The organism is Candidatus Nomurabacteria bacterium, from assembly GCA_023898565.1.
Taxonomy (GTDB): domain Bacteria; phylum Patescibacteriota; class Minisyncoccia; order Phycocordibacterales; family UBA918; genus OLB19.
In genome coordinates this window covers 34537-60013 of the sequence record CP060228.1, presented here as the reverse complement: position 1 = coordinate 60013, position 25477 = coordinate 34537, and the positions used below count along the sequence as shown (strand labels likewise).

The following is a 25477-nucleotide window of genomic DNA, read 5'->3' as shown; positions in this document are numbered from 1 at the left end:
GATTATCATGCAAGCAACTGCAAAGCAATTTGTTCTTCCGACGTTCGGCGCTGGACTGGTGAAGGCTATCAAGGCTTTCGCACATCACATCGGTCTGCTCGTGGCGCTGCGCAAGCGGCGTTACGATGAAGGTCTCGAGCTGGTGCTCGAAAAAGGTGTGCGTGTGCCTCTGGCACACGGCGTCCGTATCGACGGTACGACCTTCGTGGTCATGCTGCCGAGTGGCAAAGAACGTCGGGTTCCCGGCTCGAAGATCGTCGAGATCGCGAGCAAGGAATATTACCAGGGCTAATAAGCTCTGGTTCACACACAAAGCGATGTCTTCGGACATCGCTTTTTTCTTTGAATCTGTGCCACTTTGACAACGTTTCAATTTATGAGACACTGGCGCCAGAAATGTTCTTTCAAGGAGAAGTTATGTCAGGCGCACAGAGAAAAACTGGTTGGAGGTCTTGGTGGGCTCGGTTTCGTTGCTGGTCAAGCGGCGAGCAAGTCTGGATTGAGCACTACAAGTACCTGAAAGAACAAGGCCCGAAGAGAGCACCCATGGTTATTCTCTTTGACGAAGAGTCGTGGCCAATACTTGTGCAGTCGGCTCCTGATGAGCCTGGTGGAGAATGGCTCTTGGCCGACGGCCGACGAGTGAAATATGAAGACATCCAGCAGCTTGACGCAGCCGATGTGCTTCTCGGGTATGTCTGAGCAGATGTTTTAAAGCGACGCGGTAGCGTCGCTTTTCTTTTACCAGTTAATCGGAGCTTCTTCGTGTTCGGTGAGATAGTTGTTTGCTTTGCTAAAATGCTTGCAGCCAAAGAAGCCGCTGTGTGCGGAGAAGGGAGATGGGTGGGGTGCTTCAAGTACGAGGTGTTTTTCTGTATCAATGAGCGCTGCTTTGGAGCGGGCAAAGTTTCCCCAAAGCAGAAAGACAATATGTTCTTTTTCGTGAGAGATTTTCTTAATAACCGCATCAGTAAACTGTTCCCACCCCAGGCCTTGGTGTGAGCCAGCCTTTCCAGCTTCGACAGTTAAGGTCGCGTTGAGTAGCAGTACACCTTCCGTGGCCCAGCGCTCTAGGTTTCCGCTTTCAGGTATTTCTATACCAAGGTCTGCTTTAATTTCTTTGTATATATTTTGAAGTGACGGTGGAGTTTTGATACCTTCAGGTACCGAAAAAGAAAGCCCGTGTGCTTGTCCAATGCCATGGTAGGGATCTTGTCCCAGAATAACCACTTTAACCTGATTAAATGGACAAAGCGTAAATGCATTAAAGATGTTCTTGGGAGCAGGGAAGATTGTTTGTGAAAGGTATGAGTGTCGTACTGTCTTTGCCAGATCTTTAAAATATGGTTGCTCAAACTCGTCAGCAAGCATTTGTTTCCAAGATGATTCGATAGCGACTTCCATACGTGAGACATTATAACAACTATTTTTGACAGCTAGGACAGTAGTGGGTGCCACGTCCAGCGCAACGAATCTTTTTTATTATGCTGCCACAACGTGAGCAGGAGGCGCCTTGCTTGCCGAATACTTTAAGGTAGTCGGTGAAGTTGCCGTTATCGCCGCCGGTGTCGACGAAGTGTTGGAAGGTGGTGCCGCCGACTCTTATAGACTCGCGCATCACCTCGCCGGCGGCGGTGGCGAGGAGAGCTGCTTCAGCTTTAGTGACTTTGTCCGCCCGTCTGGTGGGTCGTATTTTGGCGCGCCAGAGTGCTTCGTCTACGTAAATATTACCAAGGCCAGCGACGAATGATTGGTCGAGCAAGGCTGCCTTTACTGGCGTCTTTCTCATGCGCAGTTTTTTGGTAAACCATTCTATATCAAAGTCTGGGTCGATTGGTTCGGGTCCAAAGCCGCTGCGTGCTTTTTCTACTTCGGCTTTGGTGGCGAGTTTAGTGTAACCGAAAAGACGCATGTCGTTGAAAAAGAGCGTGGAATGGTCGGTAAAGTGAAATGCGACTCGCGTGTGGCGACCTAGGTCGCGGTCGGCGGTCATGGAATGACCGCCGCCGACCGCTTCGCCACCTTCCGCGACAAAAAAGAATTGCCCGGTCATCTTCAGGTGTGCAAGGAGAAAGAGATTGTCTTCGTCAACAAACGAAAATATCATCAGCTTACCGATGCGGTCGATGTGAGCGATAGTCTTCCCAATGAGCGCGTCTTCGACGTGCTCATCATGCGCCACTGTCTTCGCATGAAATACCTCCACTGAGGCAATGGTTTTTCCAAGCACTTTTCGCAAGAGCTGCAGGCGGACAGTCTCTACTTCTGGTAGTTCTGGCATAGCTACATAGTAGCCATATTCACTGCTTCGGCAAGTAGGGAAGCGGGCTCCTAGTAGTGTGTCATTTTAAATCCAACCCAAATCCCCAAGAGGGCACCAAGGCCATTAAAAATAATGGTCGATATGCTAAAGCCACCGGCGCCCCAGAGTGTCGGTATATATCCACCAATCCATCCGCCAATTCCGGCCATGAGCCAAATCATTCGTTTTTCCATACGTTCTATAGTGTAGCACTGTATTCATAAAGAGGTTGTATCTTCTTAAAAAATCTGTAAAATACCCATACCTGATTGATTCAGGTAGAGCTACACATATATTCCGCGGTAGCTCAGCGGTAGAGCAGTCGGCTGTTAACCGATTGGTCGCAGGTTCGAATCCTGCCCGCGGAGCAAAGTAGGATGAGAGGTGCCGAAAGGCACCTTTTGTCTTTCATTAGAGCCACTATTTGCAAGTTCGAAACTCTGGTTTACTGCAGGTACCCATTTTTGCAGATATTCGAACGCTGGAGTGTACTCAACTTCGATGTTGCCTCTTTCTAGTGTGACTTTGTTGAAGGCGTAACTTAACAGCAGGCGACGATCATCGTCTGTAACGTGTTGACTCTCGTAGATCTCTCGGGTTTTTGTAGCCAAGACATGGATTGAGAAACCAGCGTCGTAATACTTTGACTTATCGTTGCTAAGACGAGTCAGTTCGTTCAAGATCGCTTTTCTTTCTGCATCCCATTCAGCTTTAATACCGTCATATCGTTCTGTGCCGATACGTCCATCTAAGCGGTCCGTGTAAGCTGTGTCGACTCTTAGGTCGCCACGGCGTAGGTTTTCTTCCAGCTGGCGTTTACTGGTTTCGTAAGCATGTATTTCCTCCTCAGCGTCCTCTTTTAACGCTTGGTTGAGGATGTCGAGCACCTTTTGGTTCTTAGGTGCTACTTTTAGCACTTTCTCGATGATCTTCTTGTCTAACTCTTCTTCTCGTAAGTACTTGGATGATGCTCCTAGAGGGCTCTTACAATGCTTACAAGAGCCATAGACGTGTCCTTTCTGTCTTTCCCAACTCACCAAGAAGCCGCAAGTGGCACAAGTGACCTTCGCTTTGTATAGCAGTGGATGAGTTCGGTAGTATGGGCTAGCAGTACCTCGACCTAGCTTCTCCTGAACCTTGTTGAAGAGCTCCAGAGTGATCAGTGGTTCATGAGCTCCTTTGAATATCTTGTCGTTCCAACGCATGTCTCCGTAATAGAATGGGTCTGAGAGAAAGTCATGAACTCGTGTCTTGCTCAGCTTGTTCCCGTTTCGATTACGGAGACCTATCAGATTAATTCGTTTTGTTAGTTCGACGACAGAGAAGTTCCCGGTGGCATACATCTCAAACATTTTCTTAACCAGCGGGGCTGTGTTGTCGTCAATAACGTGCACCTTCTTACCTTGCTCCCCGACGGTTCGGTATCCAAGCGGTGGTTTGGTGGGGAGGTGGCCGGCAGCAATCTTGGCAGCCTGACCTTTACGAACCTCCTCAGATAGATTGTCGGTGTAGAACTTAGCGATAGCTACTTTCATGTTCCAAACGAGGTTCTCGTGCGCTTTGGTTTGCTTACTGAGAATGAAGCCTTCTTTGGCAAAGTGGACGGTCCGGGTTTCAGTTGAGCGCACCCAGTCGTCAATTACACCTGCATCTTTAGGGGTCCTAGTGAGTCGGTCGATCTTTTCACAAATGATCGTGTGTATTTTCTTCTGGTTGGTGTACGCAAGCATTGCTTGGAAGGTCTTACGACCGCTTTGACTCGTCGCAGACTCAGCAATAGAAAACTCTTTGCAGACCTTAAAACCATTTTTCTCAGCGTATTTACGAAGTAGGTCCAGCTGGGCTGGTAAGGAGTAGCCAGTTTCTTCTTGTTCTTTTGATGATACTCGTGCGTAGATTACTGCTTTTTCCATAGTTACTTATTTAGTTTATCAATTATTTTTAGGTCTTTCTTTGTCTGTTTATTAATTTCCTGTTGAGCACTAAGTTTTTTCTTAGGTTTAAACTTGAAGTCAATATTGTTCCAGCGGAAGTATGATAAAAGCATTTGTTCGACGAGGGCAGCGCAGGTTATCTTCTTTTCAATGGCCATGCCCTTTAGTTTCTGGTGTATATCCTCGTGAACCCTTATTAATCGAGATCGTACCATAGTTTTTGTATAAAACGTTACATTTTTAAATTAGGGTTTTGTTCCCCTCATACTATGTAAAAGGGGAGGTTTATGTTCTATTGACCAACCTTATCTTCTATTTACCCTCTAACTTTGATAGAAGCAGGAAGATTAGTGACGTGCAGATGAGGTCCCCCGTTGACAACCCTAAAGTCAGAGCGGGGGATTGGCATCTGCACACCACCTCCAAGTTACTTTTTTAGAGAGGAGCCACTTACCACCTCTGGTCAATGTGCATTAGCCTTCACTAGCTTGTTTGATCTTCTGGTCAAGCTGATGAAGTAGGCGATAATACTTGACGAGATCGTTTAGTAGAACAGCTGCTTCAGAAGGACTAAGTTCTAGCCCACACTCTTTAGCTGCGATGTCTCTAAACGACTCTTTGGTGCCATGTTTAATAGCCATGTCACAAAAATAACAAAAGCCTGGTCCTGTTATGACCTGGCTTTTTTGTAGTCTTTTCCACTTCTTTTAAGATGACTGACCCTGTTTTGACCCTGTTTTAAAGTAGTTAGTCGGCAATTTCAGTATTGTACTTTTCGTTGATGCGGTACCCTGAACCCCACTCACCGATAATCAATTTATCTTCCAATTTGAGTTCTTCTATGAACCTATTGTTGATGTGTCTCACAGCGTCTTCAACATCATAATCATTATCGCTTCCATCGGGCGTCAAATCATTTGTAAGATCAGATGTTTTTGTTTCTCCGTATTTGAATAAGTGAAGGATCAGATTAAGTCTGCGCATTTTGTATTTCACAATAAGCCCCGGTTCATTCTTGAAGTAAATACCTTTAAGACTTCTACTTGCTACAAGTGTGTTTGTGGGCGTCGATGCTAGTTTGTTTGCGCCGTCCTCTTCAGTGCTGTTAGACAGTGCAGAGATAAAGGGGTGATAATCGAAAAAAGTATTGAGTACGACTTTTGAGCCTTGGATATACGGTCCTTTAAATTTAGGTCCAAATGATGGCCTTTCCATTACACTTTTTCCAGACCAACCAATGTCGGCCAATGTTCTTATTCGTGTTAAACAGTCTTCAATAAACTGCAAAATTTTGTCTAAGTCCTCTTCTGAAAGTTCCGTATGAGTGAGTTCTGTAACAGATACCTCTTTTTTGTGGTGTGAAAGTCTTGGGTTGCTGACCCTGCTTAGTGTCTTTAGAAGAAGATATGTTTTGTCACGTAAAATGGGGTTCAGATGAAGTTCTGCAGCCTCCTTTATTATTTTTACTTTGTCTGTTTCGATGTTTTTTGTCACTTCTGATACAATACTCGAACAACTAAATATTTCAATGACCTAACCCGCAGTCGTGAGATAGCGGCATGGTCGAAAAACGATAGACACAAGAGAACCCGTTATTAAGGGCGTGTCTATCGTTACCAGTGGAAACGCTGGTAGAAGTTTCCGTAAGGAGCTTTCCTTAGTAGCGGGCTTTGTTGTGCCTGCTGCCAGAGTAAACTAGTCACTTTTTAATATGAAAGACCAGCAAGAAAAGCCGGTTAAGACCCAGGAGCAGATAGGCAAAGAGGTAAAACGGCATAGAAACTTCCAGGCATCTGTAGTAGCGTTGATCACTATTTTTATTATCGGTAAGATATTTCCTTTAGGGGTGCTCGGATATGTTATAGGAACCCTCCTATTACAACGCTTCTTTTTTGCGATTGATATTGTCGAAGCTATCAAGCGTAATAATCCAGACATTGGTCCAAAGAGACAATCAAAAAACGGAGGCAATAGTGTTGATGGTAATGGATCTGATGAGCCTAGAACTCAGAGTAAAGTTTTTAAATACCTGTTCATATTTATTGGGGTTTGGGCGTTGATTGGTTTAGTTATTAGTTTCTTTGACGCTGTCTCTGGGACTTAAGAGGTTTGATATGACAAAAGTGATCTGTCCCAAATGTGGTGGAAATGAGGCAACGAGTGTAGAAGACATGTGTGATCTCATGGATATATCCAATGAGGTCCAGAAACAGTGGATGTGTGACTCGTGCCAACATTTCTTTGATGGGAAAGCAGAGCACTGGTACGACAATCAAGATCTTTCAGAACTAACGTTGAGTCAACTGGCGGACATTATTATGGAGGATTGGGGTGATAGTGTGTCTCGAAGTGCCTACCCGTATGTGACGGCGATGATGGAGATAGAGACTATGGCTGACAGCTACGGGTCTGACTCCGCAAGGTCAATTGTTGCGTATTTTTTATCTAATGCTGAAGGGTGGGAGTCAGAGATAGCTGGTCGGGTAAAAGAAGAGTTCAAACTACGTCTAGAAAAGTAAAGATATGGGATACATATCATTCAGCTATTGCAACAATTGTGGGCACTGTCTAAGGTCCGGGACAGGCATCCCGATTGCGCTTAATGAGAAGGGGGAGTTAGCATCTCTTGAGAGGAGAGCTCCTTTTGATGGCGTTTTCTCTACCGAAAAGATCTGTAAGCACTGCAAGACAGATGTAAAGACGTATCGCTTCAGAACAGACTTTGACGAGCTGTGGGAGCAGGTCCAAGCCTTAAAGGCTTATGAGTATGTGTGCGAGCAGGATCTTGAAGATGTCGGCATTTGGTATGACGCTGTACCGTATCTAGAAAAAAGGGGGATACTTGGTCCAGAGGAGCAACATCACTACTTTTTCAAACATCGCAAGGTGTTGCTTACTGATGAGTTCAAGAAGGATGATCTGGTCCCGAAATTTGTATATAAAGCAGATGAGTCGTGCATACATTGCGGCAATAAGGACTTTTGTGAGAGTGGAGACACCTGTCCTTTTTGTGAAAATGGTGTTTTTGAGTACGATGAAGACGGTGATATGCACTATCAATAGTGTTTTAAATTACAACATAAATGTGAGTAAGTTGTGTCTGTACAAGCAGCTTGCATAAAGTCTAGTACCACGACAAGGGGCAAAAATGTAAATGTGCTAATTTAAGCATTCTGGGCTTATTTATCAACCTATTTTAGGTGTTTGACTGGTAGGGGATAAGTTTTGTGCGTGAGGGACCTTTTGGGTGTAAAGTTAAGGTATGTTAAAAAAGCATACCCCCCTTGCTCAGAGTAGGGAAGTGGTTAAGAAGATGGCAGAGACCATTGTGAGCATGTTTAAGGAGTTTAAGGTGCCAGTTGAGGTGGTGGAGGCGGTTGATGGGTTTAGTAGTTACCATTTCTACCTTCAACCAAAGAAGCCGATGCGGATGAAAGCCTTCGCTAGCTTTGTGGAGGACCTCAGGTATGAACTAAGTAATGACGGCGTAGAGATCCAGGCTCCGGTCCCTAACAAGAAGCTGGTTGGTATAACGGTACCTAAGAAGGAAGACTTACCAGCCATACCCTTTAGCGATGCACTCAAGTGGGAAGAGTTCAGAGAAAGTGGCCCTCTAGTGGTGCCACTCGGTATTGATGAGTTTGGTAATCGACACTTAATGAACATTGCCCGGATGCCACACATCCTGGCTGCCGGGACCACTGGTTCGGGTAAGTCTGTCTTGCTTCACTCACTCATTAACGCACTGATTGAGAAGAACACACCCGAGCAGGTCCGTTTTATGTTCATTGATCCTAAGCTGGTTGAGCTTACTTTATATGATGGATTGCCACACTCGCTCACTAAGCCTGTTACACAGGCCAAGAAGGCTGTCCAGGCGCTTTCCTGGGCGGTAAAGGAGATGGAGCGGCGATATGACATTCTGGAAGCAGAAGGAGTAATGAACATTTCTGTCTACCACAAGGATGTGTACCAGCCTGCTAAAGAAAGCTGGGAAAAAGCAGGAGCTAAGGAAGCGGATCGTGCTGAGCTGCCTGAAGCCCTCCCATTTATTCTGATCATTGTAGACGAGCTCAATGACATTATGCAGACATATCCTGCCGAGTTTGAAGCTTGTGTGGTCCGCTTAGCACAAATGAGTAGAGCAGTCGGTATTCACCTTATTTTGACCACCCAGCGACCATCCACCAGTGTTATTACAGGATCTATTAAGGCCAATATCCCAGCTCGTATCGCTATGATGGTGGCTTGTCAGGTGGACTCACGAACCATTCTAGATGTCGGTGGAGCAGAGAAGTTGCGAGGCGAGGGGGATATGCTCTTACAATCTCCCGAAGACTTCAGACCACAACGCATTCAGGGACTCTATATTTCAGAGGATGAGATCATCGACCGGGTCAAAGTTTGGAAGAAGTATGATGAAGGGGAACTGGACACCTTAGACTTCGATCATTACAACGGAAATGATGCGATATTCAACGCCATGGTGGGTGGAGATGGAGAAGAAGATGATCTGTATGAAGATGCTAAAGCGGCAGTGATTAAGGCAGGTAAAGCTTCTACGTCGTATATACAACGTAGTTTACGTATTGGGTACTCCCGAGCGGCTCGATTGCTGGATCTTCTAGAGGATAGTGGGGTGATAGGTCCACAGGATGGATCGAAGCCACGGAATGTATTAGTGGACCCTGAATAACATGAAGGTTTACTTAGATATCGACGGTACTCTTATACATGAGGACTTAACAGAAAATTACGGTAAACCAGCAGCTGGTCTTGAAGACTTTATTTTGGCCTTACAAACACATGAGCTTTATTGGCTTACAACTCACTGTAGAGAAGGTGATCCGACAAGAGCGCAGGAGATAGTAAAGCGAGTTACTTCGCCTGACATACACCGGCTTATTGACGACATTAAAGGCACAGTCTGGGATGTAAACAAAACCGAAGGGATAGATTGGGACTATGACCTCATTTGGTTTGATAATGAAATCTTTCCTGAAGAACGTGCCCGTTTTGATAGCGTGGAGTTAGACCAGCAGTTTATAGAAGTTGATCTCAGGTCCAATCCAAACCAGTTGGTCGAGATAACCCGTGACATTTTAATTTGAAAACACCCCTTAAAATGGTACTCTTTTAGCTATGTCACTCCCAAATATCATTGATAACAATCGTCGCGTAATGCTAGATGCTTTTCTTGAAGCAAGTAAGCAGCACGATCATCTTTCCATTGCGACTGGTTATTGGGATATTGAGGGGATGAAACTAGTGATAGATGCTCTGAAAGACTATAAACAGGTGCGTATTCTCATAGGGAGAGAACCGTTACTCAAGCGCGATAATAAAAAGGATATTGAGGAACCTGAGCTTGATTATCCTGATGAGGACTTTTTCCAGGATCTACAACGCATTGATCCAACTCCAGAGTTACGAGAGGTGGTGTTTCATCTGAAGAGTTTGATTGATGAAGGGAAGGTTCAAGTTCGTGTCTATCGAAAGAGTTTTTTGCATGCTAAATGCTATATCTTTGGTACATATGAGTCGCCAGAAGCGGTGGGGATAATTGGCTCATCAAACTTCACGAGAAATGGCCTCACAGACAACGCAGAACTGAACGCACTTGAGACTGATTACCGTGTAGTCACATATAAGCCTAATAGTCCTGAGCAGGAAACAGGTCATTTATCATGGTTTGATGAGATGTGGTCAGATGAAAAAACAGAAGATTGGACTGGTGCATTTATTGAGCTGGTCCGCACTTCTCCGGTTGGGGATCTCACACCCAGCCCATACGAGATGTACATTAAAACCCTACTGACTTTATATTCGGAAGAAATTGCTGATAATGTTGAACTCTCGGCCGACGTAGAAAAAGTGCTCTATGCGTTTCAACAGCGAAATGCTCAATTACTAATAAATAAGCTAGAAAAGCATGGTTTGGCCATGCTTTCAGACTCAGTAGGTCTTGGTAAAACTATCACCGGTGGGGCAGTGATTAAGCATTATGTCGAGCAAGGTTTTCGGCGTATCAATGTAATCGTTCCCAAGAGACTGGAGTCGCAGTGGAGGGAAGAGTTGGCTGATCATCATGGGTTAGTGAACGGTTACGAGTTGATATCGATGCAAAATCCCGATGCGATCGAGAAAGCTCGTGTGATTGATAAGTATGCGCCTGTAGACCTCTTTGTGATTGATGAAGCGCACAACCTTCGAAATAACGCCAGTAAACGGCATCAGCAGATACTAGAGTGGCTGGCTGCCAATCCAGACAGCAAGGTGCTTCTGTTGACGGCTACGCCAATTAATAACCAGCTTGAAGACTTTGTTAACCAGGTCCAGCTTGCAGCAAAAGGGAAACTGACTTCATTTCCTGTTGTATTTAAAACGACCAAGAAAAATGAAGTGATCGACTTCTACGATGCTGTTAGTCGACTTTCAACTGAGATAAAAAAGTCAGAAAAAGACAGCCAAGAGCCTGATTGGGACCGGATACATCGAGTGATGAGACAGGGGTTGAGGCAGTTTTTGGTGCGTTCAACTAGAGCGGGTATTGAAAAAGAGTTCGGTGGTCTGTTAGGAAACGATGGTGTGCTTCGAACATTCCCTAAGAGTGAGGTTGTACCCTCTCCTTACGAGTATGGTGGTGAGCGAGATCGGGTGGTATATGAGACTCTGCAAAAGTGTGTAGAACATTTCGAGGGAGTGTCGGTGACCAATCTTGACCACGACCGTTTTCTGGAAGTGACCCAAAGAACACAGCATCCATTAGATATTGTGAAAGGAGACCAATCACTAATAGTAGAGGGAGAAGGAGTTCCTGACACATTTGTGTCACTCTTCCGCTCTCTTCTTACTCTTGGCTTCACTCCGTATCGATCAGAGACATACAAGCATCAGTTTTATGCTAAAGACATTGAGGTGGTGAAGTCATACGACCTCAATGAGCGAGAGAGTTTTAAGTTAATGAGTGCACTTAGTATCCACAATATGCTGCGGGTGAGTCTCCTAAAGAGGTTAGAGTCTTCTCCGTATGCATTACGTCGTTCGCTAGAGGCATACATCGGTAAGATTGATCTCTTCGAAGAGTGGCTCACCAAGGGGTACATTCTTACCTTCAAGCAAATTTATGACATTGTGAAGGATCAGGGTGATGATGTTGAGGCCGATGCAGCAGTAGAGCTGGATACTGATCATGTTGAAGCAGACGATAATGTATTCAATATCCCAGCAATCCGCACAGACCTTAATCGCGATCGAAAGATAATCGAAGCCCTCATCTCTGTTTGTAAACTACTTGAGGAACAAGACGATAAACTCCAGGCATTTGTTTCTTTGATAAATGGTTTACGGGAAGAAAAATTAAATGGTGGTAAGGTGCTTGTTTTTAGTTTTTATGCAGACACGATTGCGTATCTTCAGGACAAATTGCCAACTATTCTAGGTGAGGACTTTGCTAAGAAGGCGGCATTTATCTCAGGAGCTAACATAAAAGAAATTGAAGATCTTACTAAGAGGTTTGCGCCTAGAGCAAAGAAAGCGGAAGTCTCCCCGGAGGATGAGTTGCAATACCTATTTGCTACAGATGTACTTTCTGAGGGTCAAAACTTGCAGGACTCTGGTATTATCATAAACTTTGATCTCCACTGGAACCCGGTCCGCATGATCCAGCGTAACGGCCGTATTAATCGTTTGGGTTCTCCGCATGAAAAGGTTTGGATCTACAATCTAAATCCTGCCGCACAGCTAGAAGCTTATTTGAAACTAGTAAAACGTCTTGAAGGAAAAGTCGAACGTATTCGTCGTTCCATAGGAACTGACCAGTCCGTCTTGGGGGAGAAAGAAAACCCAATTGAGTACGTCGAGAACTTATACTCTGAAAAAGCCACTGAGTATGCTGAAACTTTGGAGGATGATGATGACTTTTTGTCTGAAGATGAGTATGTAAATGACTTGAGGGCGTTTAGTAAAAACGCAACAGAAGAAGCCTTCCGACAAATGGAACGTATACCTCGAGGTAAATGGGGTTATTTTCCTAGCCATGCACGAAATGATCATGATTGCCCGACAGTACTTTCTCTTACCGAAGTATACACGCAAAATGGTACTGACGAGCTGCGTGCAAACATTTTTGTGGCATCAGATGGTGACGTGTCAGATCCGGTTGAGACGCTAGAGGCCCTTACATATCTGCGTACAACTAGTGAAGAAAACAGCCGTCAGATAGATACTATTACTGCAGACAGGGGAGCTGTACGTCGGCTGGTAGAAGCACAGGCTTCAAATGAAGCTGTTTCAGTATCAACCCCAGGTAAGCTCAAACCATCCCAAGTTAAGGTGCTTGATGAGCTGGCTCGTGTTTTGCCTGGTTTGCAGTTCCAGTCAGTTGTTCAGAACATTATGACGATCCAATCTAAGACAAAATGGAATAAGTTGTTTACAGCTGCAAATCGAGACATTAAGGAAAGTGGTCAGCTGCTGCCTCAAACAATTAACGCTTTGAAGGAGGCGTATGAAGAACAGTCATCTGCTGCTCATACACCTGAAGACCTAACGGTAGAGTCTTCTGAAGCATTATTATTTTATGCAAAATAATACTTTTGAAAAAATTGATGCTGCGCTAAGTAAATTAAGTAGCGAAAGAACCATAGAGGCTGGATTGGGAGTCGCTCGTGAGGTATTGATGTTGGCTGACGTGAATGGAGTTAAGACAGATGACCCCTCAAGTAGTGATTATGTACTACTTACAGCACTTAAATTGCCCAATGCCGAGCGTTATGATCATTGGTTTCAGGCTCATCCTAAGTTCAAGAGTAATCGTGCATGCTTTGCCCTTAATGACACAAAAGAAGGTCCTCTCGAAGCAAAGTTGTATGCACTTAAGAAGAAGTCAAAGCTCTACGTGTCTGGCGCGGTGCATTTTACGCCAAACTATGAAGACGCCTTATTTACAAGACAGGACCCTGCTTCGAAGATAGGAGTGGACTTTTTCTTAACTCCAGAAAATGATGCGTTGCTGATAGTATTGTCTAACAATAAGTCTCTTCGTATTGTTGAACTGAAAGATCAGCTCTCAAATACGCAAAAAGACATCTTCTCCAAATGGGAAGGAGTAGCCAATTTGGGTCGTGAAGCCCTCCATCTAACTATTTGGGATAGTTTCAAGCTAAAAAGCATTAACGAAGCTTTTTATAAGGGTATTGCCAACAGTTTTAAACATCTGGTCTCTCATCTAGAGGAGGGTGGTAAAAGTTCTGACGAAGCTCGCCATTTTGCTAATCGTCTACACGGTCGTTTGCTCTTTTGTTGGTTTCTAGACAAAAAAGGTTTTATCTCGAGAGACGTCAATTATTTTGATACTACACACACGGATGCCAGTTCGTACTATAAGGAAAAACTCGAGCTGCTCTTCTTTGGTGTTTTAAATACTCCACAGAATGATCGTGAGCGTCCGCATCCTGACCTTAAGACACCGTACTTAAACGGAGGACTCTTTGAAGATCGCCCAGATGATTGGAGGGGAAGTGACATTCCTTTCCCAAAGGGTTTTTTTGTTAATCTCTATGAACATTTCAGCGAGTTTAATTTCACAACAGATGAGTCAACTCCTGACTATGAGCAAATTGCGATTGATCCTGAAATGCTCGGACGTATCTTTGAAAACTTGTTAGCTGAGATTAATGAAGAAACAGGAGAGCAGGCTCGAAAAGCGAAAGGTGCCTTCTATACACCAAGAGAGATTGTGGCTTATATGTGTCGAGAGAGTGTCAGGGCATACTTGTGTACTGCACTAGAGGCTGGAGATAAGGCTAAAAACTCTATAGATAGATTGCTTGATACTCCTGATAGTGATTGGGCAAAGTCAGGAACAAACAGTAAGCGGGACGTGGTAGAGCCTGTGCTGCGAGAGAAGATTGTAAAGGCGCTGGATGGTATGAAAGTGCTTGATCCTGCTTGTGGGTCTGGGGCTTTTCCAATTGGTATGCTGCATCTTCTGGTCCAGATATACGAACGACTCGATGCTCGTTTTGATCCGTATCGGACCAAGCTTGGTATTATGGAGCGTAACATTTACGGAGTAGACATCGAGCCACTTGCTATTGAGATCGCTCGACTTCGAAGTTTTCTTGCTCTTGTGGTTGATCAAGAGTATGTTGAAAAGAAACCAAATGGTGGTGTGGACACCTTGCCAAACCTAGAGTTTAAATTCGTCTGTGCCAATACACTTTTACCTCTGAGTGAAGAAGCGGCTTTGGATGATGGTGGTAAATATGAGACCTTGTTAGAGATCAAGAAAGAGTATTTTAAGGCAACTCCTAAGCAACGTGAAAAGCTTGAGACAAAATACTCAACTCTTCGTAAACAAGGGACTATGTTTGGCTCACAGCTTAACGACCAGCTTCATACTTATGATCCGTTCAGTAATGAGCATCCTGCCAGCTTCTATGACCAGTTGCTTATGCATGATGTGGAAGCTAAGTTTGATGTAGTTATAGGGAACCCACCATACGTTAGTATTTGGAAAATAAAGCCAGAACAGAAAGATAAATATCAAAATATATACACTACAGCGAAAGGTCATTATGACCTATACGTTCTTTTCTATGAGCGAGCTTTTGGCCTTTTGGCAGTAAATGGCATCATATCGTATATAACAAGTAACAAGTGGCTTGCGCAATCGTACGGTAAGCAATTAAGGGCACTTTTGCTTGGAAAGAGAATATTAAGATTACTAGACTTCTCAGCCCATCAAGTGTTTGACTCTGCTACAGTGGACACACAGATAAGTATTATATCTAATGCTGACGATGATGCTGAAGGAGGAGGTGAGTTTGAAGCGTATGTCCACAAGACGAAAAAATTACCCAATCTATACTCGTTACCATTCAGTACTGTTAGCAAGGAGGTTTTTAAAATACATCCAGATTACAATTTCAAACTTGATTTAGATGACGGCAAGGTCCAGATAATCCAAAAGATCATTAAATCAACGATCAAGTTTGAAAATGCATTTTATGTATCAAAGGGGGCAGAGATACATAACACAAAACTCAAAATTGGTAAGGGTGACTTTATACACGATGTTTATGCAGACGGATATAAGCAGTACTTGGAGGGGAAGAACTTCGAGAGGTATGTGGTAAAGAAAAAGCTGTATCTAGACTATCAACCAAGCAAACATAAAGCCCCCTGTTTCCCGGAGTTGTTTGAAAGTCACAAGATCGTTGTGAAAAACGTTGTTGGAAGGACTGGTATCCAAGCGGTGTATGACGATGTTGGTTATTACAATAACGACGCTCTTATTAATGCTGTGCCATATCACTTGTTAGAACACTTAACCTACTCCCAAGTCAAAGGAAAATTAAGTCAGGAACGGATCAAGTTGTCACAAAAGTATGATATGAAAGCGGTAACTGTAATTCTGAACTCAAAATTACTTAGCTGGTTTTTCAGTGAACTGTTGTCAAATGGATTGCATTTTTACCCAAGACACTTGAGAGATATGCCATTACCAAGTTTAGATCATGATCCCGTGAGCATTGATAAGCTAAAAGTGTGTTATGAAGAGATAGTTAAAGCAACTACGCAAAACATTCCGGCAGAAAAGTATTTGAATGAAGCTGACGAGTTAGTTTACAAGCTCTATGACCTGACCCCCGAGGAGATTGCTACTATTGAGAACTCATGACTAGCCCAGAGGAGAACAATCTTTCTGCTGAAGCAATAGAACACGTCAAGAAGCATCAAAAGGAGCTTGTTGATCATTTTGTGGGTAAGGTTACTCCTGTTGGAAGACCAGTATCAATTTTCATGGCTGGATCTCCGGGTGCAGGAAAGACTGAGTTCTCGACTCGGCTGATCAATGAGATTATGGGAGCAGAAGATAAGATTGTTCAGATTGATCCAGATGCAATTCGCCTTTGGCTCCCTCAGTATGAACCGGGGAAAGCTCATTTGTTCCAAGGTGCTGTTGCGCTTGGGGTTAATAAATTACATGACTATGTAAAGAGTAAATCGTATAGTTTTTTGTTAGATGGTACTTTTTCAAAAATTGATCAAGCCAGAAACAATATTGATCTATCGCTCAGTAAAGATAGACCTATATTCATTGAGTATGTACTTCAGCCTCCAGAGATTGCTTGGAAGTTTACTCAAGACAGGGAAAAGGTGGACGGTAGAAATATTCAAAGAGAAGACTTCATTGAGCAATTTATTGCCGCGCGAGACAATGTGGCTACGATTAAGCGGGAGTACGGTAATCGTGTTCGGGTTGATCTTATTGAAAGAAACCTTAAGACCAAACAGTATAAAATTACATTCAACATCGATAATCTTGACACATACCTGCCAAAAAAGTACAGTAAAGATGAGATTGAGAGTTTGATATGACACACCTAGTCGCAACTATAAAAGGGTTATTCTATAAGCGTCCAGAGACGTCAGCTGACCCTGTGTACAAGTTTTTTATTGAAACGAAGTCACGAGAACGCAAACGAGTCTACAACAGCGCTTTAAAAAGAGCGCAGGAAGATCAGGAGACTATATCAAATAAAGCAGAAAAAATTCATGCGTAAAGCATGAGTTTTTGTATCAAATAGTTTTGGCAAAAATATCTAACGAGCACTTAGATCAATTTATTGAGCTCTATCAAAAGCATTACGGTGAAACTTTAGAGCGAGATGTGGCGTATGAAAAAGCGTCTAAATTACTGCGTTTAGTTGAAATTGTTGAGAAGGGAAACGGTCTAGACCAATGCGACTAATCTATTGATCTCTCTAATGTCACTTTCAACAGAAACAAAGCAATTGTGCCAATCATAGCTTCGGAAAGCATCCCGCCAGGCGAGCATCACTTGACACAGTATAAATACTGTTTTATTATACAACCAGTCTAAACAACCTTCAGGAGGTATGTCGTGTTGAACAAAATCCACGTCCAACCTCTTGGATGGTTGGAACGTATTGCTGATGTGCTAATGCTTCCCATTATGTACATCATCTCAGGAACTTTCAGAGAAACTCCTCAGCAAACCCATCGCTGGAACAACACTAAGTTGAAATCTGGTCAGGTTGCACACCTGAAGGATGATATGCAAGTGTTCTGCGAAGGGAACAAATCTGCTGGAGCACGCTTTTGGCTTAAGATGCCATTCTTTCATATCCCTCTTCTTGGAGGATGGAAGGATTACGTCGTTCTGCAACCCACCCATGTTGACCAGGAATGGCACATTGGTTGGCTCGCTCACGATGTGGCAGGTGTATCACGAATCAAGGTTCGTGGACCCGTGCGGCTTCTACTTGGCCCAGGAGATGTTTCATTCTTCGGAGTCAATTCCGAAGGTGATCAACTCAAGCTTCAAGAAATTTCACGAGGACGTATCGGAGATGGTGGTGAATATTCAAAAACGCCACTGCTCTGAACCGCCCACAACGAGAACCGTTGGAGGGCGGTTTTCATTTTGTCAGATCACAATACAGCAAATCCTTTTCTATACTTATCCAGTCCAATGTTCGAAACTCATCCAACAGGCGGAGCATTACTTGACATAGCAAGTTATACGTGCTATCATTCGATTTGAATTCAACGTCTTAGGAGGCGCAAATGTTCGGTCTATTCAAATCGAAGGAAACCTGTCAAAACTGTGGCGAGAATAGAACTCGTCGCAAGGATGAGTCTGGAAATCCAATCTGCTCGGATTGTGAAATCGAGTTGCGAATGCAGGGCGAAGAAGTGAGGAACTGCCCTGTCGATGGTATGGCGATGAAAAAGGAACCCATCCTTGATGGAGTCATCATTATCGATCGCTGTCCAAAGTGCAGTGGCGTCTGGCTGGATCACGAGGAACTCGAATCAATCCAGGAAGCTGCAGAGGATGACGGCTCAAACTTCGCTACAGGTCTTGCAGTCGGTATAGCTATCGGCTAGTCGCCACTTTGGCGGGACGGGGAAGCCAATCTTTCGTCTCGAACGAAGGGGCGGCTTTTTCATTTTGCAAACTCAACGAACCGCAAATCTTTTTCAATACCCAACCAGTCTAATGTTCGAAACTCGTCCAGTACGCGGAGCAAATCAGAAAAAGAAGCATTTACAGGGGTCCGTGCGAGCATTTCGTACGGACTTTTGTATTATTTTAATGATACTCGATTGAGGTAGCCAAGCTTTGTAATGCTTCAAAGTAATTGACATTACTAAATATAATTGTATTATTTTATTTAGTTTGTTATTGAACCTGAAGGAGAACTAAGTGAACGCTATTAATTGGACGGTGGTTTCCGCTCTCGTCTTGGCGGTCTGGGGTATTCGCTACGCAGTGCTGGCTTGGAAACGGGAGGTGTATCCCAATCCGGTGAGTTTCTTTGTGTGGGCGGTGGTAGGGGTGGCCCTTTTCCTGACCGCTGAAGCTTCAGAGGCAAAAGAGGTCTACTACGCAGCATTGGTCAGTGCAGTAGCGCCGGTCATCATTTTTGTGATTGTTTTGCTTCGAGAAACTAATCGCGTCTACACGCTCACGCGCCGAGAAAAAGCTTGCCTGGTGTTTGCGATTGTTGGTTACGTGCTCTGGTTTGCTCTTAAGGATCAGCCCGAGCTGGCTCAGTGGTCTTTGTACTGGATGATTGGGGTGGATGTTCTTGCGCTTTGGCCTACTCTAGAGCAGGCATTTAAGAAGCCAATGTCAGACAAGCCCGGGGCGTGGCTCGTCTTCGGTCTCGGGTATGGAGTAACCGGTTTTGCCATTTCTGATCATACGGTGGTCAATTGGGCTTTGCCAGGGTACATGTTCATCGGCTCTTGGTCGGTCGCTGCGCCTTTGGTGTGGCGAAGGATTAATGAAAAGATTCCGCTCAATGAGTGGTACTAACCGCTTTCTAGAAAACCAATTCTACGGAAGCGGTTTTCTTTTTTTAGAGCATAGCTTTGGTTGGTGTGTCCGGTATGCTTTGTATATGAAAAACACGTATATTAATCTGCCAATTAGAAATGTCGCAGATACGGAGGTTCCCTTTGCGAAAGCCGAGCGGGCGTTTACTGCGAGGATGACGATGTAGAAAATCTATGTGGCAACAATCGATACTGTGCAGAGAGGCGTGGTGACGAGTGTGATAGATAATATTGACTTACCGAAAAATAATTGTATCATAAAAACAGATAGCCCAACATCGGGGTATTACTCATCGTTACAAAAGGAGTTACAGATGAACGACATTTCTGGTGTGCAAGCAAGAAGCCATGAAGATGGTCTTCGGCTGTTCTTTCTTTACACGTTCTGGATCATGGCCGCTGGATTGCTTGTGACCGCTCTGGTCGCAAACTATGTTCAGGGCAACGAAGTGCTATTTGCCTCGCTCACACATCTCACGGAGGTCGTCAATGATGATGGTGAAACCGTGCAGAAGTTCGGCGCTTCAGGGCTGTGGTGGACTGCGGCGATTCTCGAGTTGGTGCTGGTTGTTGTTTTGGCAACATTCGGTGCTTCCAAAAGAATTGGTTTCGGCATGGCGGTGTTCTTGTTTGCGGTATATGCTGCACTCAATGGCTTCACCTTGGCACCGGTCTTGTACATGTACACCGAAGCGAGCGTGGCAAAGGTCTTCTTCATCACTGCTGGCACATTCGGCTGTTCTGCGTATTGGGGGCATGTTACGAAACGCAGTCTTCTGTCGCTGCAAGGATTTTTCATGCAGGCCCTTATCGGGTTATTGATTGTGTTGGTCGTCAACATGTTCTTTTCATCTCCGATGATGGACATGCTGGTGAGCGGAGCAGCGGTCCTGCTCTTCATTGGCTTGACCGCTTTTGACATGCAGAAGCTTCGTGCGATGTATGACGAAGAGGGTTGGTCGCCGGGATTGGCGGTCTACGGTGCGCTGACGCTGTACCTCGACTTCATCAACATGCTCATTCATCTATTGCGCCTGTTTGGACAGAGAAAGTAATGTCCGACTAAGCTAAGACGCCTTTCAGAGAAAGGCGTCTTTATTTTTGGTAGGGAAAAACGAATGAAGCCGCCGCCAGCTATGCTGGCGGCGGCTTAATGCTCTACATTATCCATACCCAGAATCATTATGCATGACGGTGATGCCGCATCATGCGACCTTCTTCTCGCTCATCGGCTGTTTCCTGCGCACCCCAAATACTAAACACCGCCACCGCTGCTCCTAGTGCTGCGAGTGTCCAGGTTGCCTGGTTGCTCATGTCAGTGAAGAGGGATACTGTAAGTATGACGAGGCCGAGAACGAAGTTCATCCATTGTTGCCACATAAGCCACGTTTGGTTAAGGGCTGATAAATGTCGACCAGTGCATCGCTGCAATTTGCTGGTAAGCAGACACGATAGAGAGGGAATGTCATGCGACACACTCTTGTCTATCAGTATATTCCTATTGTTTGTTCTGTAAATAGGCTGCTTTGCAGCAGAGTGGTAGCCGCCGTGTGGTTATGTACGATTGGCGAGGAGCTCATGTTCCACCTCCGCCAAGAACGCGTTTATGTCATTGAGATACGTTAGCTCCTGGAGCGCTTCTGGATCATCTTCGCTGCTACCAGAAAAGCTGTCGATAAGCCCAACAGTTTCGGTGGTGGTGTCGCTGGTGCCGTGGAGTTCGCTACGAATCCATGAATAGGCTAGGTGGGTGTCGAGCTGATGGTGTCTGGCGTGATCAACTAAAATGTCGAGTGAGTGCAATAGCGAGAGTGATTGTTTGTAGGAGCGATGCGCGCTGGTGAGAGCCTCCTCCACATCAGCGGCATGCAAGAGACCGATAGCATTTTCGCCCAAAGTAACCGCACTAATGCGCAAAGCCTCAGTACTTTGTGGGTACCGCAGCTTCTCACGATGTAGGTTGTGATGGTGTCCGGCTAGCTCAGCTTCAATGTGATAGCCCTGAGCGCTCAGGATATGAGCGGAGTATGTTTCATGACTAGCGATAATTTCAGCTAGTGTTTCTTCGCCGGTGTAGCCGCGTTCAATAAGGGCTGCCAACTCAGCTTCAGTTATAGCGATACGCGCCGGTACGACTGAAATTGGTCGGAGCCACTGCTCTTTGAGTGTGGTGGTGACGGTCTCTGTCGTGTGAGCCTCCTCAGGGTTGAGGTTGAGTTTGCGAAGTATCGAGTTTCGGTCAGTTGAATCGAGTGCACGTTCTAAGCAAGTCTCCCACTCTGATTCAGTAAGCTGGTTCATGAGCACTTCGTATGGCACCTCAATTTTGCCAATATCGTGAAAGAGACAAGCATGCAAAAACACAGGCATAGAAACACCCTCAGCAGCAATTAGTTGTTCTATGTTTCGCACTGTACCGTCAGGTCCGATGAGATTTTCACGCACTTTTCGCGCAGCAATCTCGTAGACACCGATTGAGTGCAGGAGTGTAGTGCGGTCAAAAGCACCCAGTACGGCCAGCATTTCCCAGTCTGCTTCTGTGAGCCATGGTTCAGAAATACGTTCACCAAATTCTTCTTTTGCCTTTGTTACGAGTTCAGTGAGATGGTTGTGCTCTTTAAGGCGCGTCAGGATGGTTTCATAATCACCCTGACGCGCAATTACTTCTGCGGTGGGAGTGCTTCGAATTGCTTCAATTTCAGTAGATGAAAATTTCATAGGAAAATTATGTAATGTCCCCAGTATAACAAGTATTAACGAGACAGGTTTTGTTTGACTAATTTTTCGTATTATTACATAGTATAATTTGCATTGTTCTTGCTGGAGAGACAAATGGCTAGTGAGTATCGGTATTTTATTGAGCCGTGTGATGATGGGGCAAATGAGCTGATCGCACAATTTCTGAATGATCTCGGGATGTCGAGCTATACGCTTGAGCAGCGTGCCTTTGTGACCGACACGGGGTGCGAAGTGGTTGGGGCGTATCAGGTGTCTGATCATACGATTGTCACGCGGTTGAAGAAATCTGAGTATCGTACGCGGTTTCGTGTGTATGTGCAGGAAGGGGCGGGGCAGATACGTTTGTACAATCTGTATCACCAGTCACGCCGTCGCTTGGCCCGTACCGCTGCTGTTAAAAAGGTGGCTGGCAGGCTGCGTTAAATTCAAAGAACGGTTCCAACCGTTCTTTTTTTTTGAGTGCAGCGGCTCGGGTAATTGGCTCACCGTTAAATGTTAATTTGAGTTTGTGTAAGTGCATCGCCATCGCGTCTAGCAAAGTGCATTGACATTTTGCGTTAGAGGGGACAAGCTGAAGACAGAAACTTGGAAAGGAGGTTATCAGATGGCGCAAAAAATTTTTTGGTTGCAGCGGTCATTTGGATACTGTGCATATTTTGCCGGTAATCACGCAAGATACGTGCATGGTTCCAGCAAAGCGATTGCAATCGGACGATTGTTAGCCGCGCGCGACGTGTCTGACGTGCAAGCTTTTGGGCAAGCAGTACTTGATTGTCCTGCTGCACATGGGGTCGTCATTGCGTCGGTTAGGTATGGAGATCTGACTGTGACTGTGGATGGTATGCCGCGGTTCCCTCGCAAACAAAATGGCTACACTGATACGGGTTCTGTCCTTGAAAATTCAGGTAATCAGCGCTGTCCAAACTGCCATGGACCTCGGTATTTCCAGACGGTCTCAGTGGAGTGTTGCCCGGATTGTGGAATCTTGCACGACTACTGGGGCAAGGGAAGTAACGCTGCATACGAGCGTATGTATCAAGCGCAATGTGCCGCAAAGCGCACAACCGACGATTCTGACGAGTACTATTGACACATTTGTTAAACAATGCATAATTTAACCGTTCGTTCACAAAGGAGAGGTGTGGAATGTATCATATGACTCATGACAGCGTCGTAGCGCATGCCGTTACGCAAGCTGCGGATTCCTCTGCCATGCCCGATGTACTGCTCAGCCTTCTCGTTCTTATCATCGTGGTGGCTGTTGTGCTACACTGGCTGAATCGGCAAGGTAAAGTGCCGCTTCGCGACGATTGAGAGATGCTCTTTCAATAAAACCGTTCCCTTGGGAACGGTTTTTCATTTGACACGAGCGGTATATGTTTCTGATTTGGCTTTGAAATGGGAGGATGGCTTAGCGCGTAGTATACTGTGTGAGGTTACCAATTAATCAATCAATGAGAACATGTTAACACTGTACATGAAGTCAACTTGTCCATTTTGTCAGCGCGTTATGCAAATGGCTGAGAATCTGGGCGTTACCCTCGAGCTGAAAGATATTACAGAAGACGGAACGGCACTGGCTGAGCTTGAGGAAAAATCTGGAGGGACACAGGTGCCATTTTTGGTGGATAGTGAAAAGAGCGTGTCGATGTTGGAATCAAGTGACATCATTGATTACTTGCGAGAAAATTATGTTGGTTCTGGAGCAAGTGAAGCTGCGGTAACTAAGCCGCGTGTACACGTGGGTGGATCTACCTGCGAATCATGCGAGGGTTAATAGTCTAAGACATATACTGCATATGGCATTCCCAACTATCAACTATAAATTTAATGATCTGCATGAAGCGCAGGAGCTCACGACAATTGTTGAGCAAAAGTGCGCTTCGCTAGAAAAATACATGCATGGCGTTGGGTCAGCTTCGTGTGATGTTGAATTTCAGAAAGTTGCTCCGCAGCAGAATGGTGCGGTGTACCGGGTGGAGGTGAATCTGCAGCTTGAGGGTACGCTTTATCGAGCTGAGGCAACTGAAGAAAGTTTTGAGAAGGCAATCGACGAAGTACGAGATGAGCTAGATAAGGAATTGCGCCGCGCAAAAGATAAGCAGGAAACTTTGGTAAAACAAGGTGGCCGAGAAGCGAAGGAGCAAATGATGTCGGCTGAAGTGTAAGGAGTGTAATAACAAAAAGCGGCGGGCCCGAAGGGCCCGCCGCTTTTTGTTATATTTGTTTCAAATACTCACTAAAATCTATTTCTTTCTTGCCTTCAGGAATGACTCGAAGAATCTGGAGGGAATTGTTCTCGAAGCGGGCTGCTTTGATTTTGATGCGCTTGCCTTCGTGCATGAAGAAAGTGTCGCCGATACCGGTAAAGGCGTTGATTTTTAGCCACATGTTCCAAGCTTTATCTCCAGCAGGCAGTCGCGTCGGGTCTATAGTAAGTTCATTCTGACCTTTTTCAAAGCGTGAGCAGTAGGTGGCGAGTTCGTGGTCTTGTTCTTGTGGAGAGAGTTCGCCAGCTACCCAGGCAGGAATAATTTCGGCCAAGAGTTCGCCGCCAGTGGTGGCCAGAAGTTGGTCGAGGTTAGGTCCTGAGAGGGGCCAATTCTCGTCCTCTATATAGACCTGCTCCTGGTCGAGAATTGGCCCATGATCCATCTCACTGTCGAGCAACATTACTGTCACACCAATATCTTCACGCAAATCTTTTAAAATTGCCGTGCGAATCGGACTGGCGCCACGCAGCTTTGGTAAAAGTGAGGGGTGTACATTGAGAGTTTGGTGCTTTGGGAGGTGCAAAAACCATTCCGGCAAAATGAAATTATAGGCTACCACCACAAAGACATCCCAGTCTTCTGCTTCTAGGCGTGATTTCGCGACGTCATCCTTGTAGTTGGTTGGTTGAAAGACTTCGATCCCATTTTCTTCCGCCCAGACTTTGACTGGGGGCGGTGTGAGCATGTGACCGCGACCGCTCGGCCGATCGGGGTTGCAAACAATGAGTGATGGGAGTAAATCGGCCGCCTTAAGCGCTTCAAGGACTGGCACGCCAAGTGGTTCACCACCAAAATAGGCAAATTTAATTTTGTTCATCTTCGGCTTCGGTTATACCAGCTGGGCGGTCGTCTTTATGCCAGGTCTCTACAGCGCGGTCGATAAAGAGTGTGCCGTCGAGATGATCGCATTCGTGTTGGAAAATTTGTGCCAAGAGGCCGCCGGCCCCGCGAGAAAATGGCTGACCATGCTCGTCGAGCGCTTCTAGTACGACATTTTTGTGGCGCTCAACCACGCCGTATTTATTCGGTACGGAGAGACAACCTTCACCCACTTCATGGACTTTCTTAGAGTATTTTACAATCCGCGGGTTAATTGCGATGACGGTAGGTAAGGCTTCATCACGGTCTTGGTTTTGATCTTCTACCAAAAACATCCGCTTGGCGACACCGACTTGTGGTGCTGCAATTGCAACAGCTGCGTAGCCGTCTACATCGTAGGTTTTGATAGCTTTGCGCATGCCAGCGAGAATCTTGGCGACTGAGCCGTCAGCAAATTCTTCGGGAGTGATTTCCTCAGCAATACTATGGAGAGCTGGGTGGTTTTGGGCGACTAACTTATTCATGGTTTGTAC

29 protein-coding genes and 1 tRNA gene are annotated in these 25477 nt (G+C 45.2%); 20 read left to right on the top strand and 10 right to left on the bottom strand.

Going from position 1 to position 25477, the window contains the following annotated elements:
• The first annotated feature begins 7 nt into the window (after positions 1-7).
• Together H6780_00315 and H6780_00310 are read left to right on the top strand one after the other, a co-directional pair.
• On the top strand, positions 8-292 hold the full coding sequence (locus tag H6780_00315) for a hypothetical protein (protein USN88855.1): 285 nt from the start codon (positions 8-10) through the stop codon (positions 290-292).
• 254 nt (positions 293-546) lie between these two features.
• Positions 547-702 (top strand): hypothetical protein, encoded by a 156-nt coding sequence (locus H6780_00310; GenBank protein USN88854.1) that lies wholly within the window; start codon positions 547-549, stop codon positions 700-702.
• Between the two features lie 39 nt (positions 703-741).
• On the opposite strand, the gene ung is transcribed toward H6780_00310, so the two are convergent.
• From ung to H6780_00295, 3 genes are read right to left on the bottom strand one after another with little or no spacing between them, the layout of a single operon-like run.
• Positions 742-1404, bottom strand: coding sequence for a uracil-DNA glycosylase (gene ung / locus H6780_00305; GenBank protein USN88853.1), 663 nt, complete (start codon positions 1402-1404; stop codon positions 742-744).
• Positions 1405-1423: 19 nt separating this feature from the next.
• Positions 1424-2281, bottom strand: a complete 858-nt coding sequence (gene mutM / locus H6780_00300; protein USN88852.1) for a bifunctional DNA-formamidopyrimidine glycosylase/DNA-(apurinic or apyrimidinic site) lyase — start codon at positions 2279-2281, stop codon at positions 1424-1426.
• Between the two features lie 50 nt (positions 2282-2331).
• Positions 2332-2496 (bottom strand): hypothetical protein, encoded by a 165-nt coding sequence (locus H6780_00295; protein ID USN88851.1) that lies wholly within the window; start codon positions 2494-2496, stop codon positions 2332-2334.
• 102 nt (positions 2497-2598) lie between these two features.
• Between H6780_00295 and H6780_00290 the strand changes: the two genes are divergently transcribed.
• Positions 2599-2670, top strand: a tRNA-Asn gene (locus tag H6780_00290).
• Here H6780_00290 and H6780_00285 read toward each other — a convergent pair.
• The 3 genes from H6780_00285 to H6780_00275 all read right to left on the bottom strand — a co-directional run bounded on the left by H6780_00285 (position 2632) and on the right by H6780_00275 (position 5730).
• Complete coding sequence (locus H6780_00285) at positions 2632-3837, bottom strand: recombinase family protein (protein USN89249.1); 1206 nt, start codon at positions 3835-3837, stop codon at positions 2632-2634. The genes H6780_00290 and H6780_00285 overlap by 39 nt on opposite strands.
• Positions 3838-4709: 872 nt before the next feature.
• Complete coding sequence (locus H6780_00280) at positions 4710-4877, bottom strand: hypothetical protein (protein USN88850.1); 168 nt, start codon at positions 4875-4877, stop codon at positions 4710-4712.
• A gap of 106 nt (positions 4878-4983) precedes the next feature.
• Positions 4984-5730, bottom strand: coding sequence for a hypothetical protein (locus H6780_00275; protein USN88849.1), 747 nt, complete (start codon positions 5728-5730; stop codon positions 4984-4986).
• 217 nt (positions 5731-5947) lie between these two features.
• On the opposite strand from H6780_00275, the gene H6780_00270 reads away from it, so the two are divergent.
• From H6780_00270 to H6780_00210, 13 genes are all read left to right on the top strand, one after another.
• Positions 5948-6340, top strand: a complete 393-nt coding sequence (locus H6780_00270) for a hypothetical protein (GenBank protein USN88848.1) — start codon at positions 5948-5950, stop codon at positions 6338-6340.
• Positions 6341-6350: 10 nt separating this feature from the next.
• A complete protein-coding gene (locus tag H6780_00265; GenBank protein USN88847.1) occupies positions 6351-6755 on the top strand; it encodes a hypothetical protein in 405 nt (134 codons plus the stop codon).
• 4 nt (positions 6756-6759) lie between these two features.
• On the top strand, positions 6760-7299 hold the full coding sequence (locus tag H6780_00260) for a hypothetical protein (GenBank protein USN88846.1): 540 nt from the start codon (positions 6760-6762) through the stop codon (positions 7297-7299).
• 199 nt (positions 7300-7498) lie between these two features.
• The gene (locus H6780_00255) at positions 7499-8932 is read left to right on the top strand and encodes a DNA translocase FtsK (protein USN88845.1); all 1434 of its coding nucleotides are present in this window, start codon (positions 7499-7501) and stop codon (positions 8930-8932) included.
• A 1-nt stretch (position 8933) separates the two neighbouring features.
• Positions 8934-9347, top strand: coding sequence for a hypothetical protein (locus tag H6780_00250; GenBank protein ID USN88844.1), 414 nt, complete (start codon positions 8934-8936; stop codon positions 9345-9347).
• 31 nt (positions 9348-9378) lie between these two features.
• The gene (locus tag H6780_00245) at positions 9379-12828 is read left to right on the top strand and encodes a hypothetical protein (GenBank protein USN88843.1); all 3450 of its coding nucleotides are present in this window, start codon (positions 9379-9381) and stop codon (positions 12826-12828) included.
• Positions 12818-15922 (top strand): Eco57I restriction-modification methylase domain-containing protein, encoded by a 3105-nt coding sequence (locus H6780_00240; GenBank protein USN88842.1) that lies wholly within the window; start codon positions 12818-12820, stop codon positions 15920-15922. The genes H6780_00245 and H6780_00240 overlap by 11 nt, the downstream gene beginning before the upstream one ends.
• Entirely contained in the window at positions 15919-16623 is a 705-nt protein-coding gene (locus H6780_00235; protein ID USN88841.1) for a zeta toxin family protein, read from the top strand. Before H6780_00240 ends, H6780_00235 begins: the two co-directional genes overlap by 4 nt.
• Complete coding sequence (locus H6780_00230) at positions 16620-16808, top strand: hypothetical protein (protein ID USN88840.1); 189 nt, start codon at positions 16620-16622, stop codon at positions 16806-16808. The genes H6780_00235 and H6780_00230 overlap by 4 nt, the downstream gene beginning before the upstream one ends.
• A gap of 341 nt (positions 16809-17149) precedes the next feature.
• Positions 17150-17653, top strand: a complete 504-nt coding sequence (locus H6780_00225; GenBank protein ID USN88839.1) for a hypothetical protein — start codon at positions 17150-17152, stop codon at positions 17651-17653.
• Between the two features lie 335 nt (positions 17654-17988).
• Positions 17989-18159 carry a zf-TFIIB domain-containing protein gene (locus tag H6780_00220; GenBank protein USN88838.1) on the top strand — a complete coding sequence of 57 codons (171 nt, stop codon included), beginning with the start codon at positions 17989-17991 and terminating at the stop codon, positions 18157-18159.
• Between the two features lie 319 nt (positions 18160-18478).
• Entirely contained in the window at positions 18479-19093 is a 615-nt protein-coding gene (locus tag H6780_00215) for a hypothetical protein (GenBank protein USN88837.1), read from the top strand.
• Between the two features lie 334 nt (positions 19094-19427).
• Positions 19428-20168 carry a Bax inhibitor-1/YccA family protein gene (locus tag H6780_00210; protein USN88836.1) on the top strand — a complete coding sequence of 247 codons (741 nt, stop codon included), beginning with the start codon at positions 19428-19430 and terminating at the stop codon, positions 20166-20168.
• Positions 20169-20295: 127 nt separating this feature from the next.
• On the opposite strand, the gene H6780_00205 is transcribed toward H6780_00210, so the two are convergent.
• Both H6780_00205 and H6780_00200 read right to left on the bottom strand, forming a co-directional pair.
• Positions 20296-20493 (bottom strand): hypothetical protein, encoded by a 198-nt coding sequence (locus tag H6780_00205; GenBank protein ID USN88835.1) that lies wholly within the window; start codon positions 20491-20493, stop codon positions 20296-20298.
• 174 nt (positions 20494-20667) lie between these two features.
• Positions 20668-21831, bottom strand: a complete 1164-nt coding sequence (locus tag H6780_00200) for a hypothetical protein (protein USN88834.1) — start codon at positions 21829-21831, stop codon at positions 20668-20670.
• Positions 21832-21945: 114 nt separating this feature from the next.
• Between H6780_00200 and H6780_00195 the strand changes: the two genes are divergently transcribed.
• The 4 genes from H6780_00195 (at position 21946) to raiA (ending at position 24020) form a co-directional block, all read left to right on the top strand.
• Positions 21946-22275, top strand: coding sequence for a hypothetical protein (locus H6780_00195; GenBank protein ID USN88833.1), 330 nt, complete (start codon positions 21946-21948; stop codon positions 22273-22275).
• Positions 22276-22456: 181 nt separating this feature from the next.
• A complete protein-coding gene (locus H6780_00190) occupies positions 22457-22942 on the top strand; it encodes a hypothetical protein (protein USN88832.1) in 486 nt (161 codons plus the stop codon).
• A gap of 372 nt (positions 22943-23314) precedes the next feature.
• Positions 23315-23629: a glutathione S-transferase N-terminal domain-containing protein gene (locus tag H6780_00185; protein ID USN88831.1), complete on the top strand. Its 315-nt coding sequence runs from the start codon at positions 23315-23317 to the stop codon at positions 23627-23629.
• A gap of 22 nt (positions 23630-23651) precedes the next feature.
• Entirely contained in the window at positions 23652-24020 is a 369-nt protein-coding gene (gene raiA / locus H6780_00180; GenBank protein USN88830.1) for a ribosome-associated translation inhibitor RaiA, read from the top strand.
• A gap of 49 nt (positions 24021-24069) precedes the next feature.
• Here the strand turns inward: raiA and H6780_00175 are convergent, their stop codons facing one another.
• Positions 24070-24942, bottom strand: a complete 873-nt coding sequence (locus H6780_00175) for a methionyl-tRNA formyltransferase (GenBank protein ID USN88829.1) — start codon at positions 24940-24942, stop codon at positions 24070-24072.
• A complete protein-coding gene (gene def, locus H6780_00170; protein ID USN88828.1) occupies positions 24929-25468 on the bottom strand; it encodes a peptide deformylase in 540 nt (179 codons plus the stop codon). Before def ends, H6780_00175 begins: the two co-directional genes overlap by 14 nt.
• Positions 25469-25477: the final 9 nt, after the last annotated feature.

Excerpts from the sequence above, each read along its gene's own strand:
- H6780_00285 (USN89249.1), bottom strand. The coding sequence starts at position 3,837 with ATGAAAGTAGCTATCGCTAAGTTCTACACCGACAATCTATCTGAGGAG.
- H6780_00295 (USN88851.1), bottom strand. The coding sequence starts at position 2,496 with ATGGAAAAACGAATGATTTGGCTCATGGCCGGAATTGGCGGATGGATT.
- def (USN88828.1), bottom strand. The coding sequence starts at position 25,468 with ATGAATAAGTTAGTCGCCCAAAACCACCCAGCTCTCCATAGTATTGCT.
- H6780_00185 (USN88831.1), top strand. The coding sequence starts at position 23,315 with ATGTTAACACTGTACATGAAGTCAACTTGTCCATTTTGTCAGCGCGTT.
- H6780_00240 (USN88842.1), top strand. The coding sequence starts at position 12,818 with ATGCAAAATAATACTTTTGAAAAAATTGATGCTGCGCTAAGTAAATTA.
- H6780_00265 (USN88847.1), top strand. The coding sequence starts at position 6,351 with ATGACAAAAGTGATCTGTCCCAAATGTGGTGGAAATGAGGCAACGAGT.
- H6780_00255 (USN88845.1), top strand. The coding sequence starts at position 7,499 with ATGTTAAAAAAGCATACCCCCCTTGCTCAGAGTAGGGAAGTGGTTAAG.
- H6780_00235 (USN88841.1), top strand. The coding sequence starts at position 15,919 with ATGACTAGCCCAGAGGAGAACAATCTTTCTGCTGAAGCAATAGAACAC.
- H6780_00270 (USN88848.1), top strand. The coding sequence starts at position 5,948 with ATGAAAGACCAGCAAGAAAAGCCGGTTAAGACCCAGGAGCAGATAGGC.
- H6780_00200 (USN88834.1), bottom strand. The coding sequence starts at position 21,831 with ATGAAATTTTCATCTACTGAAATTGAAGCAATTCGAAGCACTCCCACC.
- H6780_00195 (USN88833.1), top strand. The coding sequence starts at position 21,946 with ATGGCTAGTGAGTATCGGTATTTTATTGAGCCGTGTGATGATGGGGCA.
- H6780_00280 (USN88850.1), bottom strand. The coding sequence starts at position 4,877 with ATGGCTATTAAACATGGCACCAAAGAGTCGTTTAGAGACATCGCAGCT.
- H6780_00260 (USN88846.1), top strand. The coding sequence starts at position 6,760 with ATGGGATACATATCATTCAGCTATTGCAACAATTGTGGGCACTGTCTA.
- H6780_00205 (USN88835.1), bottom strand. The coding sequence starts at position 20,493 with ATGTGGCAACAATGGATGAACTTCGTTCTCGGCCTCGTCATACTTACA.
- raiA (USN88830.1), top strand. The coding sequence starts at position 23,652 with ATGGCATTCCCAACTATCAACTATAAATTTAATGATCTGCATGAAGCG.
- H6780_00175 (USN88829.1), bottom strand. The coding sequence starts at position 24,942 with ATGAACAAAATTAAATTTGCCTATTTTGGTGGTGAACCACTTGGCGTG.
- H6780_00250 (USN88844.1), top strand. The coding sequence starts at position 8,934 with ATGAAGGTTTACTTAGATATCGACGGTACTCTTATACATGAGGACTTA.
- H6780_00210 (USN88836.1), top strand. The coding sequence starts at position 19,428 with ATGAACGACATTTCTGGTGTGCAAGCAAGAAGCCATGAAGATGGTCTT.
- ung (USN88853.1), bottom strand. The coding sequence starts at position 1,404 with ATGGAAGTCGCTATCGAATCATCTTGGAAACAAATGCTTGCTGACGAG.
- H6780_00220 (USN88838.1), top strand. The coding sequence starts at position 17,989 with ATGGCGATGAAAAAGGAACCCATCCTTGATGGAGTCATCATTATCGAT.
- mutM (USN88852.1), bottom strand. The coding sequence starts at position 2,281 with ATGCCAGAACTACCAGAAGTAGAGACTGTCCGCCTGCAGCTCTTGCGA.
- H6780_00310 (USN88854.1), top strand. The coding sequence starts at position 547 with ATGGTTATTCTCTTTGACGAAGAGTCGTGGCCAATACTTGTGCAGTCG.
- H6780_00315 (USN88855.1), top strand. The coding sequence starts at position 8 with ATGCAAGCAACTGCAAAGCAATTTGTTCTTCCGACGTTCGGCGCTGGA.
- H6780_00245 (USN88843.1), top strand. The coding sequence starts at position 9,379 with ATGTCACTCCCAAATATCATTGATAACAATCGTCGCGTAATGCTAGAT.
- H6780_00230 (USN88840.1), top strand. The coding sequence starts at position 16,620 with ATGACACACCTAGTCGCAACTATAAAAGGGTTATTCTATAAGCGTCCA.
- H6780_00190 (USN88832.1), top strand. The coding sequence starts at position 22,457 with ATGGCGCAAAAAATTTTTTGGTTGCAGCGGTCATTTGGATACTGTGCA.